Origin of the sequence: Bacillus niameyensis (assembly GCF_001375535.1) — a bacterium.
GTDB lineage: Bacteria > Bacillota > Bacilli > Bacillales > Bacillaceae_C > Lederbergia > Lederbergia niameyensis.
Genome location: NZ_LN831197.1, coordinates 1,083,140 through 1,101,244, shown reverse-complemented (window position 1 = coordinate 1,101,244; position 18,105 = coordinate 1,083,140). Strand labels below are relative to the sequence as shown.

Annotated in this window: 21 protein-coding genes and 1 riboswitch; of the genes, 20 read left to right on the top strand and 1 reads right to left on the bottom strand. The window is 36.6% G+C overall.

Features of this window, described 5'->3' with window-relative positions; genetic code table 11:
* From BN1243_RS05440 to BN1243_RS05370, 16 genes are read left to right on the top strand one after another with little or no spacing between them, the layout of a single operon-like run.
* Entirely contained in the window at nt 1–1,641 is a 1,641-nt protein-coding gene (locus tag BN1243_RS05440) for a terminase TerL endonuclease subunit (protein WP_062105219.1), read from the top strand.
* A 19-nt stretch (nt 1,642–1,660) separates the two neighbouring features.
* The gene (locus tag BN1243_RS05435) at nt 1,661–2,806 is read left to right on the top strand and encodes a phage portal protein (RefSeq protein ID WP_069201765.1); all 1,146 of its coding nucleotides are present in this window, start codon (nt 1,661–1,663) and stop codon (nt 2,804–2,806) included.
* The gene (locus BN1243_RS05430) at nt 2,807–3,529 is read left to right on the top strand and encodes a head maturation protease, ClpP-related (protein ID WP_062105218.1); all 723 of its coding nucleotides are present in this window, start codon (nt 2,807–2,809) and stop codon (nt 3,527–3,529) included.
* An 18-nt stretch (nt 3,530–3,547) separates the two neighbouring features.
* Nucleotides 3,548–4,711 (top strand): phage major capsid protein, encoded by a 1,164-nt coding sequence (locus BN1243_RS05425; protein WP_062105217.1) that lies wholly within the window; start codon nt 3,548–3,550, stop codon nt 4,709–4,711.
* 51 nt (nt 4,712–4,762) lie between these two features.
* Nucleotides 4,763–5,002: a hypothetical protein gene (locus tag BN1243_RS05420; RefSeq protein WP_062110431.1), complete on the top strand. Its 240-nt coding sequence runs from the start codon at nt 4,763–4,765 to the stop codon at nt 5,000–5,002.
* Nucleotides 4,995–5,363: a head-tail adaptor protein gene (locus BN1243_RS05415; RefSeq protein ID WP_062105216.1), complete on the top strand. Its 369-nt coding sequence runs from the start codon at nt 4,995–4,997 to the stop codon at nt 5,361–5,363. Before BN1243_RS05420 ends, BN1243_RS05415 begins: the two co-directional genes overlap by 8 nt.
* Before the next feature lie 26 nt (nt 5,364–5,389).
* On the top strand, nt 5,390–5,767 hold the full coding sequence (locus BN1243_RS05410) for a hypothetical protein (protein WP_230200105.1): 378 nt from the start codon (nt 5,390–5,392) through the stop codon (nt 5,765–5,767).
* Nucleotides 5,754–6,137, top strand: a complete 384-nt coding sequence (locus BN1243_RS05405; RefSeq protein WP_062105214.1) for a gp17 family tail completion protein — start codon at nt 5,754–5,756, stop codon at nt 6,135–6,137. The genes BN1243_RS05410 and BN1243_RS05405 overlap by 14 nt, the downstream gene beginning before the upstream one ends.
* A gap of 12 nt (nt 6,138–6,149) precedes the next feature.
* Complete coding sequence (locus tag BN1243_RS05400) at nt 6,150–6,758, top strand: major tail protein (protein WP_062105213.1); 609 nt, start codon at nt 6,150–6,152, stop codon at nt 6,756–6,758.
* On the top strand, nt 6,758–6,952 hold the full coding sequence (locus tag BN1243_RS05395; RefSeq protein WP_062105212.1) for a hypothetical protein: 195 nt from the start codon (nt 6,758–6,760) through the stop codon (nt 6,950–6,952). Before BN1243_RS05400 ends, BN1243_RS05395 begins: the two co-directional genes overlap by 1 nt.
* 30 nt (nt 6,953–6,982) lie before the next feature.
* Entirely contained in the window at nt 6,983–7,330 is a 348-nt protein-coding gene (gpG, locus tag BN1243_RS05390; RefSeq protein ID WP_062105211.1) for a phage tail assembly chaperone G, read from the top strand.
* Nucleotides 7,331–7,368: 38 nt separating this feature from the next.
* Entirely contained in the window at nt 7,369–7,515 is a 147-nt protein-coding gene (gene gpGT / locus BN1243_RS22460) for a phage tail assembly chaperone GT (RefSeq protein WP_230200104.1), read from the top strand.
* Between the two features lie 33 nt (nt 7,516–7,548).
* Nucleotides 7,549–11,463: a hypothetical protein gene (locus BN1243_RS05385; protein WP_062105210.1), complete on the top strand. Its 3,915-nt coding sequence runs from the start codon at nt 7,549–7,551 to the stop codon at nt 11,461–11,463.
* Nucleotides 11,463–12,170 carry a phage tail family protein gene (locus BN1243_RS05380; RefSeq protein ID WP_062105209.1) on the top strand — a complete coding sequence of 236 codons (708 nt, stop codon included), beginning with the start codon at nt 11,463–11,465 and terminating at the stop codon, nt 12,168–12,170. Before BN1243_RS05385 ends, BN1243_RS05380 begins: the two co-directional genes overlap by 1 nt.
* Before the next feature lie 2 nt (nt 12,171–12,172).
* Nucleotides 12,173–13,831 (top strand): phage tail spike protein, encoded by a 1,659-nt coding sequence (locus tag BN1243_RS05375; RefSeq protein WP_062105208.1) that lies wholly within the window; start codon nt 12,173–12,175, stop codon nt 13,829–13,831.
* A gap of 2 nt (nt 13,832–13,833) precedes the next feature.
* Nucleotides 13,834–15,699: an SGNH/GDSL hydrolase family protein gene (locus BN1243_RS05370; protein ID WP_062105207.1), complete on the top strand. Its 1,866-nt coding sequence runs from the start codon at nt 13,834–13,836 to the stop codon at nt 15,697–15,699.
* Between the two features lie 60 nt (nt 15,700–15,759).
* Here BN1243_RS05370 and BN1243_RS05365 read toward each other — a convergent pair whose 3' ends face one another.
* Nucleotides 15,760–15,975, bottom strand: a complete 216-nt coding sequence (locus BN1243_RS05365; RefSeq protein WP_062105206.1) for a helix-turn-helix domain-containing protein — start codon at nt 15,973–15,975, stop codon at nt 15,760–15,762.
* Between the two features lie 107 nt (nt 15,976–16,082).
* On the opposite strand from BN1243_RS05365, the gene BN1243_RS05360 reads away from it, so the two are divergent.
* The 4 genes from BN1243_RS05360 to BN1243_RS05350 all read left to right on the top strand — a co-directional run bounded on the left by BN1243_RS05360 (nt 16,083) and on the right by BN1243_RS05350 (nt 18,100).
* Nucleotides 16,083–17,087 (top strand): tyrosine-type recombinase/integrase, encoded by a 1,005-nt coding sequence (locus BN1243_RS05360; RefSeq protein ID WP_069201764.1) that lies wholly within the window; start codon nt 16,083–16,085, stop codon nt 17,085–17,087.
* Between the two features lie 69 nt (nt 17,088–17,156).
* On the top strand, nt 17,157–17,339 hold the full coding sequence (locus tag BN1243_RS05355) for a hypothetical protein (protein WP_062105205.1): 183 nt from the start codon (nt 17,157–17,159) through the stop codon (nt 17,337–17,339).
* Nucleotides 17,340–17,415: 76 nt separating this feature from the next.
* Nucleotides 17,416–17,500: riboswitch (cyclic di-GMP riboswitch) on the top strand.
* A 27-nt stretch (nt 17,501–17,527) separates the two neighbouring features.
* Nucleotides 17,528–17,653 carry an anti-repressor SinI family protein gene (locus tag BN1243_RS21535; RefSeq protein WP_084781819.1) on the top strand — a complete coding sequence of 42 codons (126 nt, stop codon included), beginning with the start codon at nt 17,528–17,530 and terminating at the stop codon, nt 17,651–17,653.
* 51 nt (nt 17,654–17,704) lie between these two features.
* A complete protein-coding gene (locus BN1243_RS05350; protein WP_062105204.1) occupies nt 17,705–18,100 on the top strand; it encodes a phage holin family protein in 396 nt (131 codons plus the stop codon).
* Nucleotides 18,101–18,105 lie beyond the last annotated feature (5 nt).

Genomic DNA, 18,105 nt, shown 5'->3' with positions numbered 1-18,105 from the left:
ATGAAAATTAATAAACACGTCAAATACTATATGAACCAATACGAAACTGGCAAAATCAAAGTCAGTAAGTATCTGGTTCTTTTATTTTCTTATCTGAAAAAATATGTTCTTAATCGTGATGATATTTATTTTGATACAGAAATGCATGAAAAATATATTGCATTTACTGAAAAAAACTATTTCACCTTAATGCCTTTCCAAAAATTTATAACAGCTTTTGTTTTTCTATATTACAAGGATGGAGGACACCCGTTTTTTGAGCAGTTCTTTTTATATAAAGCAAGAGGAGCTGGAAAGAACGGGTTAATATCATCTTTAGTAAACTTTTTTATTAGTGATTTACACGGCATACAAAACTATAATGTTTCCATCGTCGCTAACAGTGAAGAACAAGCAATGACATCATTTAATGAGGTTTACAATGTCGTTAAAACATCGGCTAACAATGAAGTGTTGGAATCATTATTCCATGCAAAAAGATCAGAAATTGTTAGTAGAACCAATGGCAGTAAGATTAAATATCACACATCTAATGCTAAGACTAAAGATAGTTTGCGTGATGGTTGCGTTATTTATGATGAGGTCCATGAATATGCCGATTCCGCGATTGTAGATGTTTTCTCTTCTGGATTAGGAAAGGTTAGACATTCAAGAGAATTCTTTATTACCACTGACGGATTTGTTCGCGGCGGCTACCTAGACGAATTGAAAGAAAGAGCCATTCGAGTTTTAAATGGCGAAGCTTTGGAGGACCCATTATTTGTATTTATGGCCACATTGGATGATGAAGAGGAAATGGATGATTACTCCAATTGGCAAAAAGCAAATCCAATGTTTCATGAGCCGATGAGCGAGTATGCTAAGGACCTTTTCCGGAAAGTCAAAACTCAGTACATTACTTTAGGTAATTCCAAACCATCTGCAAGAATCCGATTCATGACTAAACGAATGAATTGCCCGGCAACCGATCTAGAAACTTCTGTAGCAACTTGGGAAGAAATTGAAGCTACTAGCAGAGAATTAATTGATTTAAAACATCGAAGCTGCGTTGGTGGATTAGACTTTGCATCTGTTAGAGACTTCGTTGCTGTAGGTTTGTTATTTAAAAACGGAGATGACTATATTTGGAAAAGCCACTCGTTTGTAAATAGGAATTTTCTAAGAAGGGTGAACCTTGAGGCACCTATTGAGGATTGGGCAGAAGAAGGATTTCTAACGATAGTGGACGAGCCTGTAATCAATATTAAGCATATCGTTAATTGGTTTGTGAAAATGCGGGAGTTCTATGGGCTAACTACAATTGTTGCTGATACCTTTAGATTGGATTTGGTCAAGACGGCTCTTGAAGCAGAGGGTTTCGAAATTATGTATGTTAGGACAAAAGGGATTGAAGCCTTGCTTGCCCCAAGAGTTGAAACTATTTTCGCGGAACGTAGGGTTATTTTTGGCAATAACCCATTAATGCGATGGTATACCTGGAACGTTAAAGTAATTACGGATCCTAAAGGAAATCGTACCTATGGTAAAAAAGATGAAATCAGAAGAAAAACCGACGGGTTCCAAGCATTCATTCATGCCCTTTATCGGGATGATTTAATCGATGAAGAAATGGACTTTATATTAGATGAGATTGAGTTTTAGAAAAATTAATTGAAAGGCGGTGATTATACTGGGGTTCCTGTGGTTTGGCAGTAAAGAAGAAATTGAAATCATGGATGATATTGAACTCTATGAGGATAAAGCTAGAAAAACAGCGCTCAAGCGATTGGCAATCGAATCAGTTATAGGAATGATTTCTAGGACCATTATTCAATCAGAATTCCGTATTAAGCAAAATAAAAAGTACTTAAAAAATGAAATGTATTACCGATTTAATGTAAAACCTAATGTAAATCAGTCCGCAGCTACGTTCTGGAATCAAGTGATAAATAAACTTATTTATAATGGTGAATGTTTGATCATCAAAACGGATACGGACGATCTTCTAGTAGCAGACAATTATACGAGGGCTGAATTTGCCATTTATCAAGATTCTTTTAGAAATGTTATCGTCAAAGGGTATGAGTTTAAAAGAACTTATAAACGTGAGGAAGTTCTGTTTTTTGAATATGGAAATGACAAACTATCAAAACTGATTGATAGTCTTTTTTATGATTACGGGGAATTACTAGGCAGATTGATAGAATTCCAGTTGCGAAAACATCAAATTAGATCCACCGTAGATGTTGATTCAGCTTTTGGCAAAGGTCAAGAAGCAACTTCTAAATTACAGAGATTCATCGATCGTACTTATAAGGCGATTAAAGAAAAGGCCATAGCTATTATCCCTCAACAAAAGGGACTTACGTACACAGAGCATTCATCAAAGCAAAACACTTCTGGTACGAGTGTTGATGAAATTAATAAAATCACCAATGGATTTATGGACCAGGTCGCCAATGCTGTCGGAATGCCTCTTCCTTTATTACGGGGAGATATGGCTGATATTGAAAAAATCACTAGAAATTATATGAAGTTTTGCATTGATCCTATACTAAAGATTTTGGAAGTTGAAATGAACATGCAGTTTATTTCCCAAAGCGACTTTACGAATGATAAAAAAATTATTGTAAGACGTGTTGCTTATAGGGATATGTTTGATTTAGCGGTTGCGGTGGATAAATTAAGATCTTCTAGTGTGGTGGATGGTAATGAGTTGAGAGACGCTCTTGGTCTCGATCCTTCAGATGATCCGATTATGGATGAGTTCATTTTAACTAAAAACTATCAGAAAGCCAAGGAAGCTCTTGAAGGAGGTGAGGAATGAGTGAATAAATTCGATTTGAATAAAATCCTAAATATCAGACAAAAGTTTGAAATCACTAATCAAGCTGAGAAAGGCTTGAAATTATCTATTTATGGATTTATTGGCGGATGGAGGAATAGCGCTGAAAATATACTGTCGCAGATTGAACATGCCGATGTGAAAGAAATCCATGTGCATATTAACAGTGGTGGCGGATCGGCATTTGATGGTATTGCGATTGGTAACATCCTCAAAAACCATAAAGCAAAAGTTATTATTCATATTGATGGTTGGGCAGCAAGTGCAGCATCAATAATAGCGATGGCTGGCGATGAAATTATAATGCCAAGTAATACTATGATGATGATTCACCAAGCAAGTACGTTTGAATACGGGAATGCAGAAGTATTTGAAAAGACAGCTAAGGATTTGCGGAAAGTAGATAAGGCTGTAACGGCATCCTATCGAAAACGATTTGTAGGCAGTGATGATGAACTCTCTACATTGCTAAAAGAAGAAACATGGCTCAATGCTGATGAAGCTGTTGCCCTTGGATTTGCAGATATCATCGCGGATGAAATTGAAATTGTAGAGCCAGATGGAGACGATGAAGAATTTGAAAATAATAAAGATAAATTAGTTGCTAAATATGCAGCCAATGCCCAACAAAATAAACCAAACCCAAAAGAGCCTGAACAAGAACCTGTTAAACCAAAACAGAACTTGAGCAGACTCTTTTTATAATTTAGGAGGAATGAAATAATGACTATTCGATTTAATAATTTTGAAGAAAAGAAATTAGCATTTGCAAATGCTATGCAAAACGGAACAGAAGAGGAACAAAAAACTGCACTTAACAATATGCTTGAATCGCTTGCGACAGATGTAAAAGCGGATATCATGACTCAGGTACATTCCACAATGAGCGATAATGCAGTACTTCAAGGTCGTGGGCAGAACGTTTTAACTAGCGAGGAAACAAAATTCTTCAATGCCGTTATTGAAGAAGGAGGATTTAAGGATACGGATACTCTTCCGAAAACCACGCAAGAAAGAGTATTTGAGGATATTGTTGAAGCTCATCCTCTGCTAGATGCTATTGGTATTCAAAATTTAGGAGCCGTAACTGAATTTATTTATGGTGATCCAGAAGGCATGGCGGTGTGGGGTCCATTATTCGGAGAAATCAAAGGGCAACTGAACGCTACGTTCCGCAAAGAGAAAATTGAACAGCTCAAATTAACAGCATTCATTCCAATTGCAAAAGATATGTTGAAACTAGGACCTGCATGGGTTGAACGTTATGTACGGACGATTTTAGTTGAAGCAATGAAGGTTGGTTTAGAACGTGGATATGTTGCTGGTCGCGGACTAACTCAAAATGAACCTATCGGCTTATTAAAAAATGTTGATAAAGACACTGGGGCTGTAACGGATAAAACGAGTGCAGGTATTTTAACATTCAAACCTGGGCGCACTACGATCAATGAATTAAAAGGCGTTATGGAAAAATTGTCAATCCGTCCAGTTGGAAAAAACGAAGAAGAAAAAGTTCGTGACGTTGCCGGGAAAGTAGTAATGGTTATGAACCCTTTTAACAGTTTTGGTATTCGCGCTAATGCCACAACTTTAAATGCGAATGGAGTATATGTGACAAACTTGCCATTCAATCCAATACAAACAACATCAGTTTTCGTACCGCAAGGGAAAGTACTGTTTTTTGTTAAAGGCGAATACATTGCTGCAATCGGCGGAGAAATGGATACGAAAAGGTATACAGAAACACTGGCACTCGAAGATGCAGACGTGTTTATTTCAAAACAATTCGCAACTGGTAAACCAAAAGATAATTTTGCTGCTCAAGTATATGATTTAGACCTAGATATTTCCAATGATCCGGATCCATCCGAACCGGAAGGAGCATGAGAGGTGATCTAATTGATCACAGATGAAATAATAAAAGAATTCAAAGACCGTATGCATATATCTCATTCAAGTGAGGATGACAATCTAAAAAGGTTGTTGTCCTTTTCTGTTGCTTATATAAAAGAAAAATGCGGAAACTTTGATATTAACGAAAACGAACGGGCTAAAGAACTTGTCTTTGAACGAACTCGTTATCTTTATAATGATGCCGTTGAGTTTTTCGAAGATAATTTCCTAAGTGATATTATTAGCCTTGGGATTGTGCTGGCGGAGGATGATACCGTTGATTAAGTTTGAATATAAAAAGCCAAGAAAAAACAGCGGTGATTTTCGCACCCCTGTTATTTTTTATGAGTACGTTCCAAACGATGGTCCAGAACCTGGTGAAAAGAAACGTAAGGTCCTGTATGAATGTATGGCTGACATTGATCGGGTTTGGATGAAGGACCTAGAACAAGCGAAAGCAAACGGTACTATTGAAGATTTGACGGTCACGATAAGGGACCCCTTATCAACGTACAGACCTACCAACAAGCATTATATAGAAATTGATGATATTGATTACAGGGGCAAGCATTATAACGTCAAATCTGTACAGCCTGATTTAACTAGAAGGGATTTCATTACGATCATCGCGGGGTTGGAAAAATGAGTGTCAAAACCAGGGGATTAAATCAAATGTTAAAGGAATTGGAAATGAGATTTGGTGAACAAGGAATGCGAAGAATAAGCGATCAAGCATTAGAGGATGCAGCCAAAGAGTTTGTAAAAGAACTAATCTCTCAATTTCAGTCTTTTAAAGATACTGGTGGTTCAATTGACGAAATTACGATATCAGATATTTATGTGGAAAATGGCGTTCGTACGATTAGAATTCACTGGAAAGGTCCAAAGGGCCGTTATCGCATCATTCATTTAAACGAGTGGGGAACCATAAAAAACCCTAATCCAGCAGGTAAGGGCAAAATCGCTAAAGCAATGAAGAGCAGTGAAAAAGCCTATCGAGATGCCGTAAAGAAAGCAATTAAGGAGCACATTATTTATGGACGTGCTTGACATTGTTTATAAAACTCTTATCGCAGATGATTATATAAAAAGCCTAGCTAATAGTCGGATTAAATTTTATGAATATCCCGAAACGGGTGATGTAGACAATCCATTCATCATTATTGATCCCATGGATGATGGCACCCCTATCGACTTTGCGGATAACACTTGGACTAAATTGGAATTTTTAGTTCAGATAGATGTCTGGACTTTGGACAGAAAAACTACTCTAAATCTAGCAAATTCGATTCGCGATGTGTTATGGAAGGAATTGAAATTCCATCAAATCAAAGGCCCCAACGAGTATGACAGCGGTATTTATAGAAATGCCAACAGATACAGAGGATCTTTATATAGGGAAGATTTTAATAATTTATAGGAGTGATGAATAGTGGCAGAAGAAAAAATATACCGTGCAGCTACGGGTGTGGATGAATTTTATTATGGTGAAGTAGGAGATAAATTAGTAGCTGACTATATTGAAAGAGTTAAATTTCTTCAAAATGTCAATGTTGAAATGGCGCAAGAAATTGTTCGGGCGTATGGTGATAACAAAACCGCTGAGATGGCCGTGTCTAGTGGTGATGTTTCTGTAACTTCTCAATTCCACACAATACCTATCGAGGATAAACAGAAATTACTAGGGTTAGAAGTTGTTGAAGGATTGACAGCTATGGGCAGTGGAGATAATCCTCCATATGTAGCCGTAGTTTTTGCAAAGACATATGAAGATGGATCCAAAGAATACGTTGGATTGCCGAAAGGAATTTTCACTCGCCCTAACATCGAAGGTCAAACAAAAGAAGACAGTGTTGAGTTTTCCAGTGAGGAAATCGAAGCGCAGTTTATGGATCGGAAAGTGGACGGATTTGAAAAGGAAAAATCCGTCATTTTTGCTCGTGATAAAAAGGGAGAAACTACGAACCGAGATGCTTTATTCCTGAAAGTATTTGGTAAACCTTATCCATCCGGCACTCCATCTGAACCGGAGGGGGCATAATGTCTAAGATAGACCAAAAGCAAAAATACATTGTTGTATCGGATTTTAAAGACCTGCAAGATAAAGGTAAAATTTATTTTGCAGGGGATCCCTTTCCAAAACCTGCAAATAAAAAGATATCAGTTGCTAGGATTAAAGAATTGTCATCTACAAAAAACAAAATTGGAAAAGTACTAATTAAAGAGCAAGATTAACTTCTTGCTCTTTTTTATGGAGGTAACTACATGGCAAATTTAAAGAGAAACATGATTGAATTGGTAGAAGAGGTTAAAGAAGGTGAGATCGTCACTAAGAAATATTTGACTCCTGTATTCATTCCGTTTGCTGTTGTATATGAAGCTATGGATTTGATGAATGAATCAGAGAACGAAAAAACATCCGAGAGAGACCTCATGGACAAAATGATGACATTTGTTGCTGATAGGGTCTATGGTGGTCAATTTACTAAAGAAGATTTAATGAATAAATTGCACGCACCTGATGCAATTGGCACACTCCAGGATCAAGTCATGTTTATTGCACAAGGTCAGCAAAATGATGAAACAAAAAAATTCTTGGCGAAGAAAGGTTAACGGATGAGGACTTTTCTTTCGCAAAACAAAAACAATACATGGACAAACTCATCCTTGATTTAATGAAACAGGGAAAAGATATAAATGAAGTGCTGAATATGCCTTTCCATTTCATCGTTGAACTTTTAAGAGAAAAGAATAAGCCTAAACAAGAAAAATCCTTAATCGCTGCATTTGGCGGTTAAGGATTTTTTATTACGAAAGAAAGGAGGTAAAACGTGGAAAAGTTAAAAGGTTTATCCATTGAACTTGATCTCGAAACGATGAAGGTCAATAGTGGCCTAACAGATCTTAAGTCTAAATTAAAAAGAGTCAACAGTGAAATGAAGTTGAATTTGTCTGCTTTCGACCGTTCAGAGCGTTCAGTTAAAAAATATGAAACCCAATTATATGGATTAAACAGAAGGTTAGAAGCACAAAAAATCGCTACTGAAAGTGCAAAGAAAGCATATGAAAAAATGGTCGAGGCACATGGTGAAGGATCGAAGGAAGCTGATAAAGCGGCCGCAAATTATAATTATGAGGCAGCAACGCTACGAGATTTAGAAAGACGCGTTGAGAGCACCAAGCAAGCATTCCAAGACTTTAGAAAAGAGCAAGAAATAGCGAATTCTAACTGGACAAAATCTGGTGATGCTCTGATCAATTTTGGCAACGAGTTAGATGTTGTTAGTAGCAAAGCAAAAAGTACTGGAAAAACACTTACAACATATATCACTACCCCTATTGCAGGGTTGATCGGCACTGTTACTACCATGGGATTTAAAAGAGCAGCAGACCTAGAACAAGTTGATTTCATGCTTAATAACATCTTAAAAAGTGAAGAGAAAGCAAAAGGTGTAATGGAGAGAGTAACTGATCTAGTCACAGGTACTTCATTCGGGCTTGCAGAAATCGCTAATCCAGTTGCTTTAATGATGTCATCGAATGCTAAGGAAACCGAAGCTTTACTTTATGCAAATGTAGCTATGGAATTATCAGCAATGAAAAACGATGACCAACTCGTTACTCAATTGTCAAACGTATTCCAAGGAGCTTTATTAAGCGGGAAAATTGACGGAACGATGATTAATCAGTTTGCTACTGCTGGAATTGATATCCTTTCAGTACTCGGCAACAAATGGGGACTGAAAAAGGAAGAAGTCAGAAAGAAAATCCAAAAAGATGGAGTCGACATCAACGAAGTTCTAAATGAGGTTTCGGAAGGAATCCTAAAAGGTACATCCGGTATGCACGGTGATACGATCGCTGCAGGAGGAATGATCGAAAAATCAGGGGAAACCTTGATGGGTAAATGGAAAAACTTTAAAGCATCAATTTCTCAAGTCGGTGCTAGGATGGTACTTGATCATGGGATCTTCGATGGTGTAAAAACCATGCTTGACGAGTTAAGGGACCTATTTAAAAACTCGGATGATTTATTTAAACCGATTTTTCAAGGTCTAGGATCAGCTTTAGAGAAGATTGTGTCTTTTGCCATGATTACAGTAAAGTGGATTAAAGACATGGACGCAGACACGAAAAATCTAATTGGTAAATTCATCGGTTTTTCGGCTGTCATTGGTCCTGTTCTAGTAGGATTGGGTACTTTCGGAGGGATTGTTGCCAAATTATCAAAGTCACTTGGTGGCTTTTTTAAGTTTATCGGAAAATCTAAGGTCTTAGTAAAGTTTGGATCAATCGCCGGAAAAGGGGCAAAGAATCTCGGATTGTTAGCAAGAATTGCTGCAGGATTAACAAATCCAATTGGGCTAGTCATTACTGCTCTAACCTTACTAACAACTGGATTCATCATTGCTTATAAAAGGTCAGAAAAATTCAGAGGTTTTGTCCAAGAGTTAGGCATTAAATTAAAGGAAGTATTTGGGCAACTACGAGATTATATTCAACCAGGCATCGATGCGGTAGTAGGCTTTTTTAATGAGATTAAGGCAAAGATATCTGATTTTGCAGGTTCTGAAGGCGGTCAACTTTCGAAGGCTTTTAAAAATATCGGTAAAGGTTTGTCGACTGCTTTTCAATGGTATGCCGAGGTCATCGGAACAGTTTTTGAGAAAATAAAAACTGTAATTGTATTCGTTATGCCTTTTGTGGAGCACATCATTAAGTCTACATGGTCAGGTATTAAGAGTATAATTTCTGGTGCTTTAGATTTTATATTAGGCGCTATTAAAGCTTTTTCAGGATTATTCACTGGCGACTTCTCTAAAATGTGGGAAGGCCTTAAACAGATGTTCCAAGGTGCTACAAGCATCATATGGGGAATTATTAAATCCTCATTACTGGGGCAAATAATGGGCTTAACTATTAATTTTGTTAAAGGTTTTGTATCCCACATTACAGATATGTGGGAGTTAGTCACCGTTAAATTTACTAATGCAATCGATTGGATCAAAGAAAAATGGTCGTCCATTATTACCTTTTTCGCGAAAGTAGTTAAAGGAATAAAAGTTATATGGTCGTCTGTAACTGGATTTTTTGGAGAAATCTGGCGGAAAGTGACCGATAAATTCAACGCTGGTATAGATTATATTACAACCTTAATCTCGCCCATGATTGATTTTTTCATCAGTATGTGGGGGCCTGCAGAAGAGGCGACAAATACATTATGGGGAAACATAGCCTCTTTTTTGAGAAGAACTTGGGAAAATATAAAGACAATTGCAGGATCCTATTGGGAAATCATTAAAAACATAATCCTTGGACCCATATTACTTTTAATAAACTTAGTAACCGGGGATATGGAAGAGTTCAGGTCCAATCTTACAGCAATTTGGGAGAATATCTCAGGCGCAGCTGCTGATTATTGGTCTGCTTTTAAAGATATTATAATTTCATATATTGAATTGGTTATTGAAAACGCTCGACTGTTAATAACAGGATTTTTCGAATTCGTTTCAGGCTATTGGAAAGCTATAAAGGATACAACGGCAAATGTATGGCAAGAGATAGCGAATCTGATTGACAATTCGTTGCTATTTATTCAGCAATCTATTAGTTCGATTATGAACTTTTTGTTCGACTTCTTTTATAACGGTTGGATGAAAATTGAAGATTTATGGGTAAAAGCAATTGGGTTTATTCTTGGCGAGAACAATAATGGATTCCAGACAATCAAAGAAAATATATCTCAGATAATGAACTCTATTTGGCTTCTCCTCGAAGTAATATGGGATACCATTCGTGAAACGATCGAAAACGCAATTGGTATTATTAAATCCATAATTCACGGGGATTTTTCGGAAATAGGATTTTTTATCAATAACCAAATGAATATGATCTGGAATCATATAAAGTTCGTCTGGGGCGAAGTCGTAAATATATTTAAAAACTCAATAGAATTTATTAAAACTTTCGCGTCCACTAAATTTCAGGAATTTAAAAACATTGTTAGTAAAACGTGGAAGGACATAAAGACTAGCGTTAAGACGACAATTGATGAAGTTTTGGCAAATGTAAAGAACAAATTCGAAGATCTGAAAAATTCCGGTCGAAACAAGATGAATGAAACACATAACCAGATCGTTGAGGTTTGGAATAAAATCAAAACATTCCTCAAAAATATCGACCTTAAACAAATCGGTAAAGATATAATCCAAGGTCTTATCAATGGAATTACATCTAAGATAACAGCTGTAACAAATGCAGTAAAAAGTGTAACAAGCGCCATAACAGGAAAAATCAAGAGTATACTTGATATCCATTCACCTTCAAGAGTTCTTGAAAAACTCGGTATTCATACTGGGGAAGGACTTGAGCTTGGAATATTAGGCACAGTTAAAAACGTAGCCAAAGCAGCAGGAAAAATGGCCATGGCTGCAATTCCTGAAGCAAATGAATTAAATGTTTCTACTGCTACAGATGCAATGAAGCTATTAGCATTATCCGGAAAGGGCGGCGGCGAAGAAGGTCCAAAAGGCGCGCCAACTACGCCAACTAAAGGTGGGAATAACGATGAGTTGTTGCTTGCTATCCTTCAACAAAATGAGTACTTGCAAAGGACAAATGAATTGTTATTGCAACTTTTGGAGAAAAAGACAGATATTTACCTAAAAGATAGACAAGTCGGCGAAGTATTAGACGAAGAACAAGCTAGGCGTACTGGAATGTTTGGAAGGAGGGTGGCCTATTAATGTTCACAGGTATTGAATTTAACGGAAAACATAGTTATAAAGATTTCGGTTTGACTATATCTGATAGAGAAATAGGCAACCCTTCAAAGATTAAGAACACTGAAAGGGTACCCTATTCAGATATAGTTTATGATTTTAGCGAAATATATGGAGGTCAAGAATATAGTGAGAGAATCCTTAAGTATACCTTTGAAATAGCCTATCGAGATAAATCCAAAGATTATTACTTTTATGAAACAGAGGTCATAAATTGGCTAATGTCCACCAATCAAAAAGGAATGTTAAAAGATGACTTAATACCTGGTTATTACTTTTTAGCTGAAATAGAGGACGGACCTAGCAGTAATTTTAAATGGGTCGGTGGCTCGCTTCAGGTAGAATTTACTGCATATCCCTTTAAAATTAGTGAACTTGATGAAGGTAACGACATCTGGGACGAGTTTAACTTTCTTCTTGATTACGCTCAAAAAACTAAATTTAAGGTGAATGGTACTTTACACGTTACCTTATATAACCCTGGTACACGCACAGCCAAGCCTGTGATCAAAGCTACAGAACCGATGACCATGCTAATGGGTAATAAAACATTCAACATTCCTGCAGGAGAGTCGCAATCCTATGACTTCTTACTTCGGGAACCTAAAAACAAGATTACTATAACCGGTAACGGGGAAATATCCTTTCATTTTCGAAAGGAGTTGATCTAAATTTGTATAAAATAACTTTAATCAACGATGGTGCAGAATTAGTTATACACCATCCAGATTTCAATGACTTAAAAGTTATCGACGGTAAAATAAAACAAATCGAGAATGCTGCAGACAGTTTTAGTTTCACGATATTACCCAACAATCCAGGATACGGTTTAATACGTCCGTTAAAAACTCTTATCACAGTCGAAAACATGTTGACTGAAAAGATTGAGTTTGACGGGCGTATTTTAGCACCAACAGACGCCATGAGCGACACAGGTGTTTTTGCCAAGTCCTTTATATGTGAATCTGAATTAGGCTACTTAAATGACTCTTGCCAACGTCATGGTGAATATCACGATATGACGGTGCGGGAGTTTTTTGAGGTTATGATCAAAAATCATAATTCAGATATCGCTCATGATGACATAGATAAAAAGTTTGTGCTTGGTAATGTAACAGTCACTAATAGCACAGATAACGTTTATAGGTACTTGGGGTATGATAACACCTTTGACAGTATAGATGACAAGCTTATTAGTCGTCTTGGTGGGGTAATAAAGGCCCGTAAAGAAAATGGTGTCCGTTATCTGGATTACCTTGCAGAAACTGTTGAGATCAAACAGACAGAAATAAGACTAGCCAAGAATCTTAAGAGCATTACAAAAGAAGTTGATCCTTCCGAAATAATTACAAGATTAATACCTTTAGGAATGTCATTAGAATCAGAAGATGAAGGAGCAACAGATGTTAGCCAAGCAAGATTAACAATTGCATCTGTTAACGGCGGGAAGGACTACCTGGAAGATGAAGAGGCAAGGTCTAATTTCAGCGTAGTAACCAGAAGTAAGATTTGGGATGATATCACAAAACCTTCCATTCTAATGACACGTGGACAGCAGTATTTGCAAGAAAATAATCGTGTCAAAGTAAAATATTTCGTTTCTGCTCTCGATCTGTCCCTACTAAGAAAGGATCCAGATAGCTTTGAAGTTGGATATTACTATCCAGTTATTAACCCCGTTATGGGAATTAATGAAACTTTGAAAGTGATTGGAAAAACTATAGACATCATTAATCCGAATCAGAACGATTTGACAATTGGAGATAAATTCAAGACAACTGCTCAATACAACTATGAAGCTAATAAAGCTCAACAAAATGTAGTTGAGTTACAGCAGACCGTCTCTAGGCAAAGCAACAAAATCGGAACCTTAACTGTTGACTTAACCAGTGCAAAAACAGAATTAGAAGCCACAAAACAGCGACTAGAAAACTACGAGAATATCACAGACGAGGACATTATTAGCATATCTAACTCTATTGAAAGCGTCGTAGGCTCAATCGAGAGATTGGAGCAAATGATTGAAGATATCCCTGGTGCAGATATTGGCTTAGCATGGTTTGACCAAGATGGATTAATGTCGAGTTCTGATTTCGCCAAGCTATATGATATCTCTAAATCTGTAACGAACAATAATCCTAACTTTCCTTTTTATGATTTCGGAGTCTATATATCATATGCATTTCAAGAGTTTGATAAAAATCAAGCTGAAGGATCTGCTCAGAGGAATGGCTATTATTACTTAGTTCAATTACTAGAGGTAATGGCCAGAAAGATAGATAACTATGAATTTAGATTATCGAAATTAGAACAACCAGAAGGTGGTGCTTAAATATGCCAATTCCACAGATTATTAGAAATTTGGCTAATAAAGTTAGAAATGAAATTTACGGTAAAGATGTTCGCGAGGCATTGGCGCAAAGTATGGAAGTAACGGGAGAAACAGCGGACACAGCGAAAAAGACAGCCGATGAACAATTAGAGCGTGTCGATCGATTAATTAAAGAAAATCCGCAACCTTCTGAGGTCGTAGATGCGAGAGGAAATCACCCCCTTTTGGGTGACAGATTAGATTCGTTTACGTCGCAATTGGCAGATAAAGCGAATGAAGATGAGGTTAGAAAAAAGGCTGAACCGATTACCGTAAATGATTTTGACAGTGAAACTCTTGGTATAATTCAAGATGGTGCAGGTGGAACACCTATTAATGTTTTATCGACACCAAAAAGTCACTCCGTTACGGTAGAATCAACTACTTTTTTACAATCAAGCGGAACTAACTTATTTAACAAAGAAACTGCTTCGGTAGGTAAAGCAATATATACGACAGGTGAAATTATTGATAGTGCAGATTATTTTTTAAGCGATTTTATTCCTATTAAACCTAGTACGACCTATATTGCGAAGTCTATGGGTAGTAGAGTTTTTTATAGCGATAATAGGCAGTATGTATCTGGTGAATCTTATTCAGTTGGAAATAAAACAACGACACCAAACAACGCTTTCTTCATTCGTTTTGCTTTCGACAAGTATTCTGCAACGCTTGAAAATCAAATGTTTGTTGAAGGTTCAACGTTACCCAGTGAATATATACCATACGGTATTTATAAAAATGTATCGTTTAGAAATTTAGAATTTAGTCCCAATGCTTTTGATTTTGTAGAAGCTAAGAAGGTAGCAAGAAGTGTTGTAACACCAACCAATACAACATTTTTATACGTGTCGTTACGAAACTTATTCAATAAGAGTGATGTGGAAGTTAATAAAAGTATTACAGCAGGTGGGGTAATATCTGATAACACAGATTACGTTTTAAGTGGCTTTATTCCAGTTGTAGCAGGTAAAAAATATACTGCAAAATCAATGGCAAGCAGAGCTTTTTATAATCACAATAAAGTTTACGTTTCAGGAGAATCATACGCTAGTGGAAATACAACAACCATTCCAAATGGCGTGAGTTATATACGTTTTTGTTTTCCGAAAACAGATGCGACATTAGAGGATCAAATGTTTGTCGAAGGAGAAACATTGCCAAATGAGTATGTACCGTACACTAAGAAACAAGCAGTTACCTTTACAGACGATTATCAATTTGAGATTCCAAGTAGACTAAAAGGCAAGAAATGGAACGCTTTAGGCGATAGTATCACCAATGGGTTACAAGTAACGTCTTATCACCAACAAATCGCAAGTAAAACGGGTTGTATCGTTAGAAATTATGGCATATCAAGTAGTACGGTTGCCGATTACGGAAATTGGGAAATAAACCCAATGGTTTTACGTTATCAGGATATGGATGACGATGCGGATATTATCACTGTATTTGGTGGGGTTAACGATGCTGGGTCGGGAGTGCCGATTGGTTCGATTGATAGTACGGATATTAAGACATTTATGGGAGCTTATAATGTATTGTTGTCTGGCTTAATTGCTAAGTACCCAACTAATTTAATTGCAACCTTTACACCACTACAACAAACAGATTCTCCAAGAAACACCAAACAGATTGCAAATGCTGTTAAAGAAGTGTCTGCAAAATGGGGTATTCCTTGTTTAGACTTATATAGTATGAGTGGGTTTAATAGTGCGAATATGGATTACTATACATTAGATAAATTACATCCTAACACGTTAGGTCATTCAGTCATCGCTGGGAAGATGTTGTCATTCTTAGAAAATAACTTACCTATTACAGCGTAATTGGACTCTTTTGCGACGTAGTGAATATTTAAAACAGCAGTAAAAAAAGAGCAACCATTTTTATTTTGGCTGCTCTTTTCTTAGTTCCAAGACATCAGTTATTTCACAATCTAGAATTTCACATATTTTCGCGAGGTTTTCTAAAGGAATCCTCTTCGTTTGGTTATTACACATTTCACTAATAGAAGGATGTCTGATTCCTGTCATCCTCGAAAATTCGCGATGGGAAAGCTTTTTATCTTCAAGTATTTCATTGAGTTTTATATGTATGTACAAAATATCAACTCCTTTTTTGTTACGTTTAATATAACACGTTGACACGTTAAATGTAACATGTTATATTATTTGTAACGTAAAACGTAACAGTTGAGGAGGATATCACTATGATCAATGATGTAGCAAGACTCATGATGGACTTGAATGTTGTAACCAGCATTGTTGCCCCTGACATAGACGAAGTTAAATTGATGCATAGACTTGAAGAAGTCCTTAGCAATTATGAAATTAAAAGAAAAACAGAATTAGACATCGAAGATGACACATCAGAAAAAGTCGATATGTTTTTGTCAGCTAAACAAATAGAAGGATTAAGTGGATTAACTTTGGAAGGGTATATGCTTGAGCTAAGGCTGTTCTGTAAGTTTGTTAAAAAAGGAGTAGTCCAGATAACCACTTCCGATATCCGAGCTTACCTTGCATCAAATAAAAAATGGCAACCTGGTACAGTTGATAGGAAACTGTCGGTTATAAAAAGTTTTTTCGGATGGCTAGTTGAAGAAGAGTTATTACTAAGAAACCCATCTTCTAAAATAAAATCACCTAAAAAGCCAAAACGTCTTTTGAAGGCTTTAACTGTAGATGAGTTGGAAATGGTTAGAGAATCGTGTGAAACATATAGGGAACGGGCTTTAGTTGAAGTTTTATATTCAACGGGTTGTAGGTTATCTGAAATCGCTAATATGAAGATTAGCGACATTAATTACCAAGATAAAAGTGCAACCATAATTGGGAAAGGAGATGAGGAACGAAGGGTTTACTTAACTTTCAAGGCTCTCCACCATCTAAACAATTATCTAAACACTCGAAAAGAACCACTTGAAGGTGATAGCGATTATGTATTTATCAGGGAAAGAAGGCCGTTCAATCAATTAACAGGCAGGAGTATTCAGAGAGCTATTGATAAAATTGAAAACAGAGCGAAACTGTCTAAAAAGCTAACTCCTCATACATTTAGGCATACAAAAGCATCACTAATGATGGAGAATGGAGCAGAATTAGCCGACGTGCAACACATTTTAGGACACAAAAATCCTAGCACTACTTTAATTTATGCTCACGTATCAGAGGAAAGAAAAAGACAAGCTCATAAAAGGTATCATGCCCAGTAAAGAATTCTTATTTTAGAAGGAATTCCCTTCTCAATATCGTATATAGGTATTAAGGAGGGGGAGGGATCTGTGAAAAAATACTCAGTATTCGTCTTGTTTAAAAACGGGCGACCTGTGGAGATTGAGACAGATACTAATCTTAAAATGGTCATGCCTGTAGAGATCAACGGTGGGAAATTTTTAATTACCGAAGATCAGATAGTTTTAAATGCTGACCAAATCGACATTATTAACATCTATGAAAATAATTGAAGCATCTCATTTGGAGGTGCTTATTTTATAGGTAAGAAGAAGGGTTCCCTCCTTTTGTGTCGAATCATTAATATAACCTAGAAAAAGGCAAATCAATCGAAAGGTTGAGACGCAAAGCTACAGGTCTAAGGTTATAAAACTATGATGGCTGAGCTACCTAAAATACATGCTATTTTAGGAGGTTTGCGGTGATTAATAGTAAAAAGGAATTGGATAAAGAATGGGTTGAGCTAATAAAAGAAGCGTTAGCCATGGGGATACCCACCGAAATGATTAGAGAATTTTTAAGAAGTGACAAAAAAATAATGTTTTAACGGAGCATCTCACTATGAGGTGCTCTTTTAGTTTTTAAAAAGGAGGATATCATGGAAAACATTTTGAAATTCATCGTTGCATTTTTCGGGGCCGCTGCCTCATTTTTATTTGGAGGGTGGTCGCCATTGATACAGATTCTAGTTGTATTCAACGTTATTGATTATGTTATGGGGGTGACGGTAGCAGCTTATCTAGGTCAGCTAAGTAGCAAAATTGGATTTAAAGGTATTGCTAGAAAAGTACTTATTTTGTTGCTTGTCGCTGTAGCACATGCAATTGATACAATCATGGGAGATAACCACTTCATTCGAGATGCGGTTATCTTCTTTTATTTAGCCAATGAACTACTAAGTATCTTGGAAACAGTCGGAAAAACAAACTTACCAATTCCTGATGTACTTAAAAAAGCTGTAGAAACACTTAATAAAAAGGGGAGTAACGAGTAAATCGT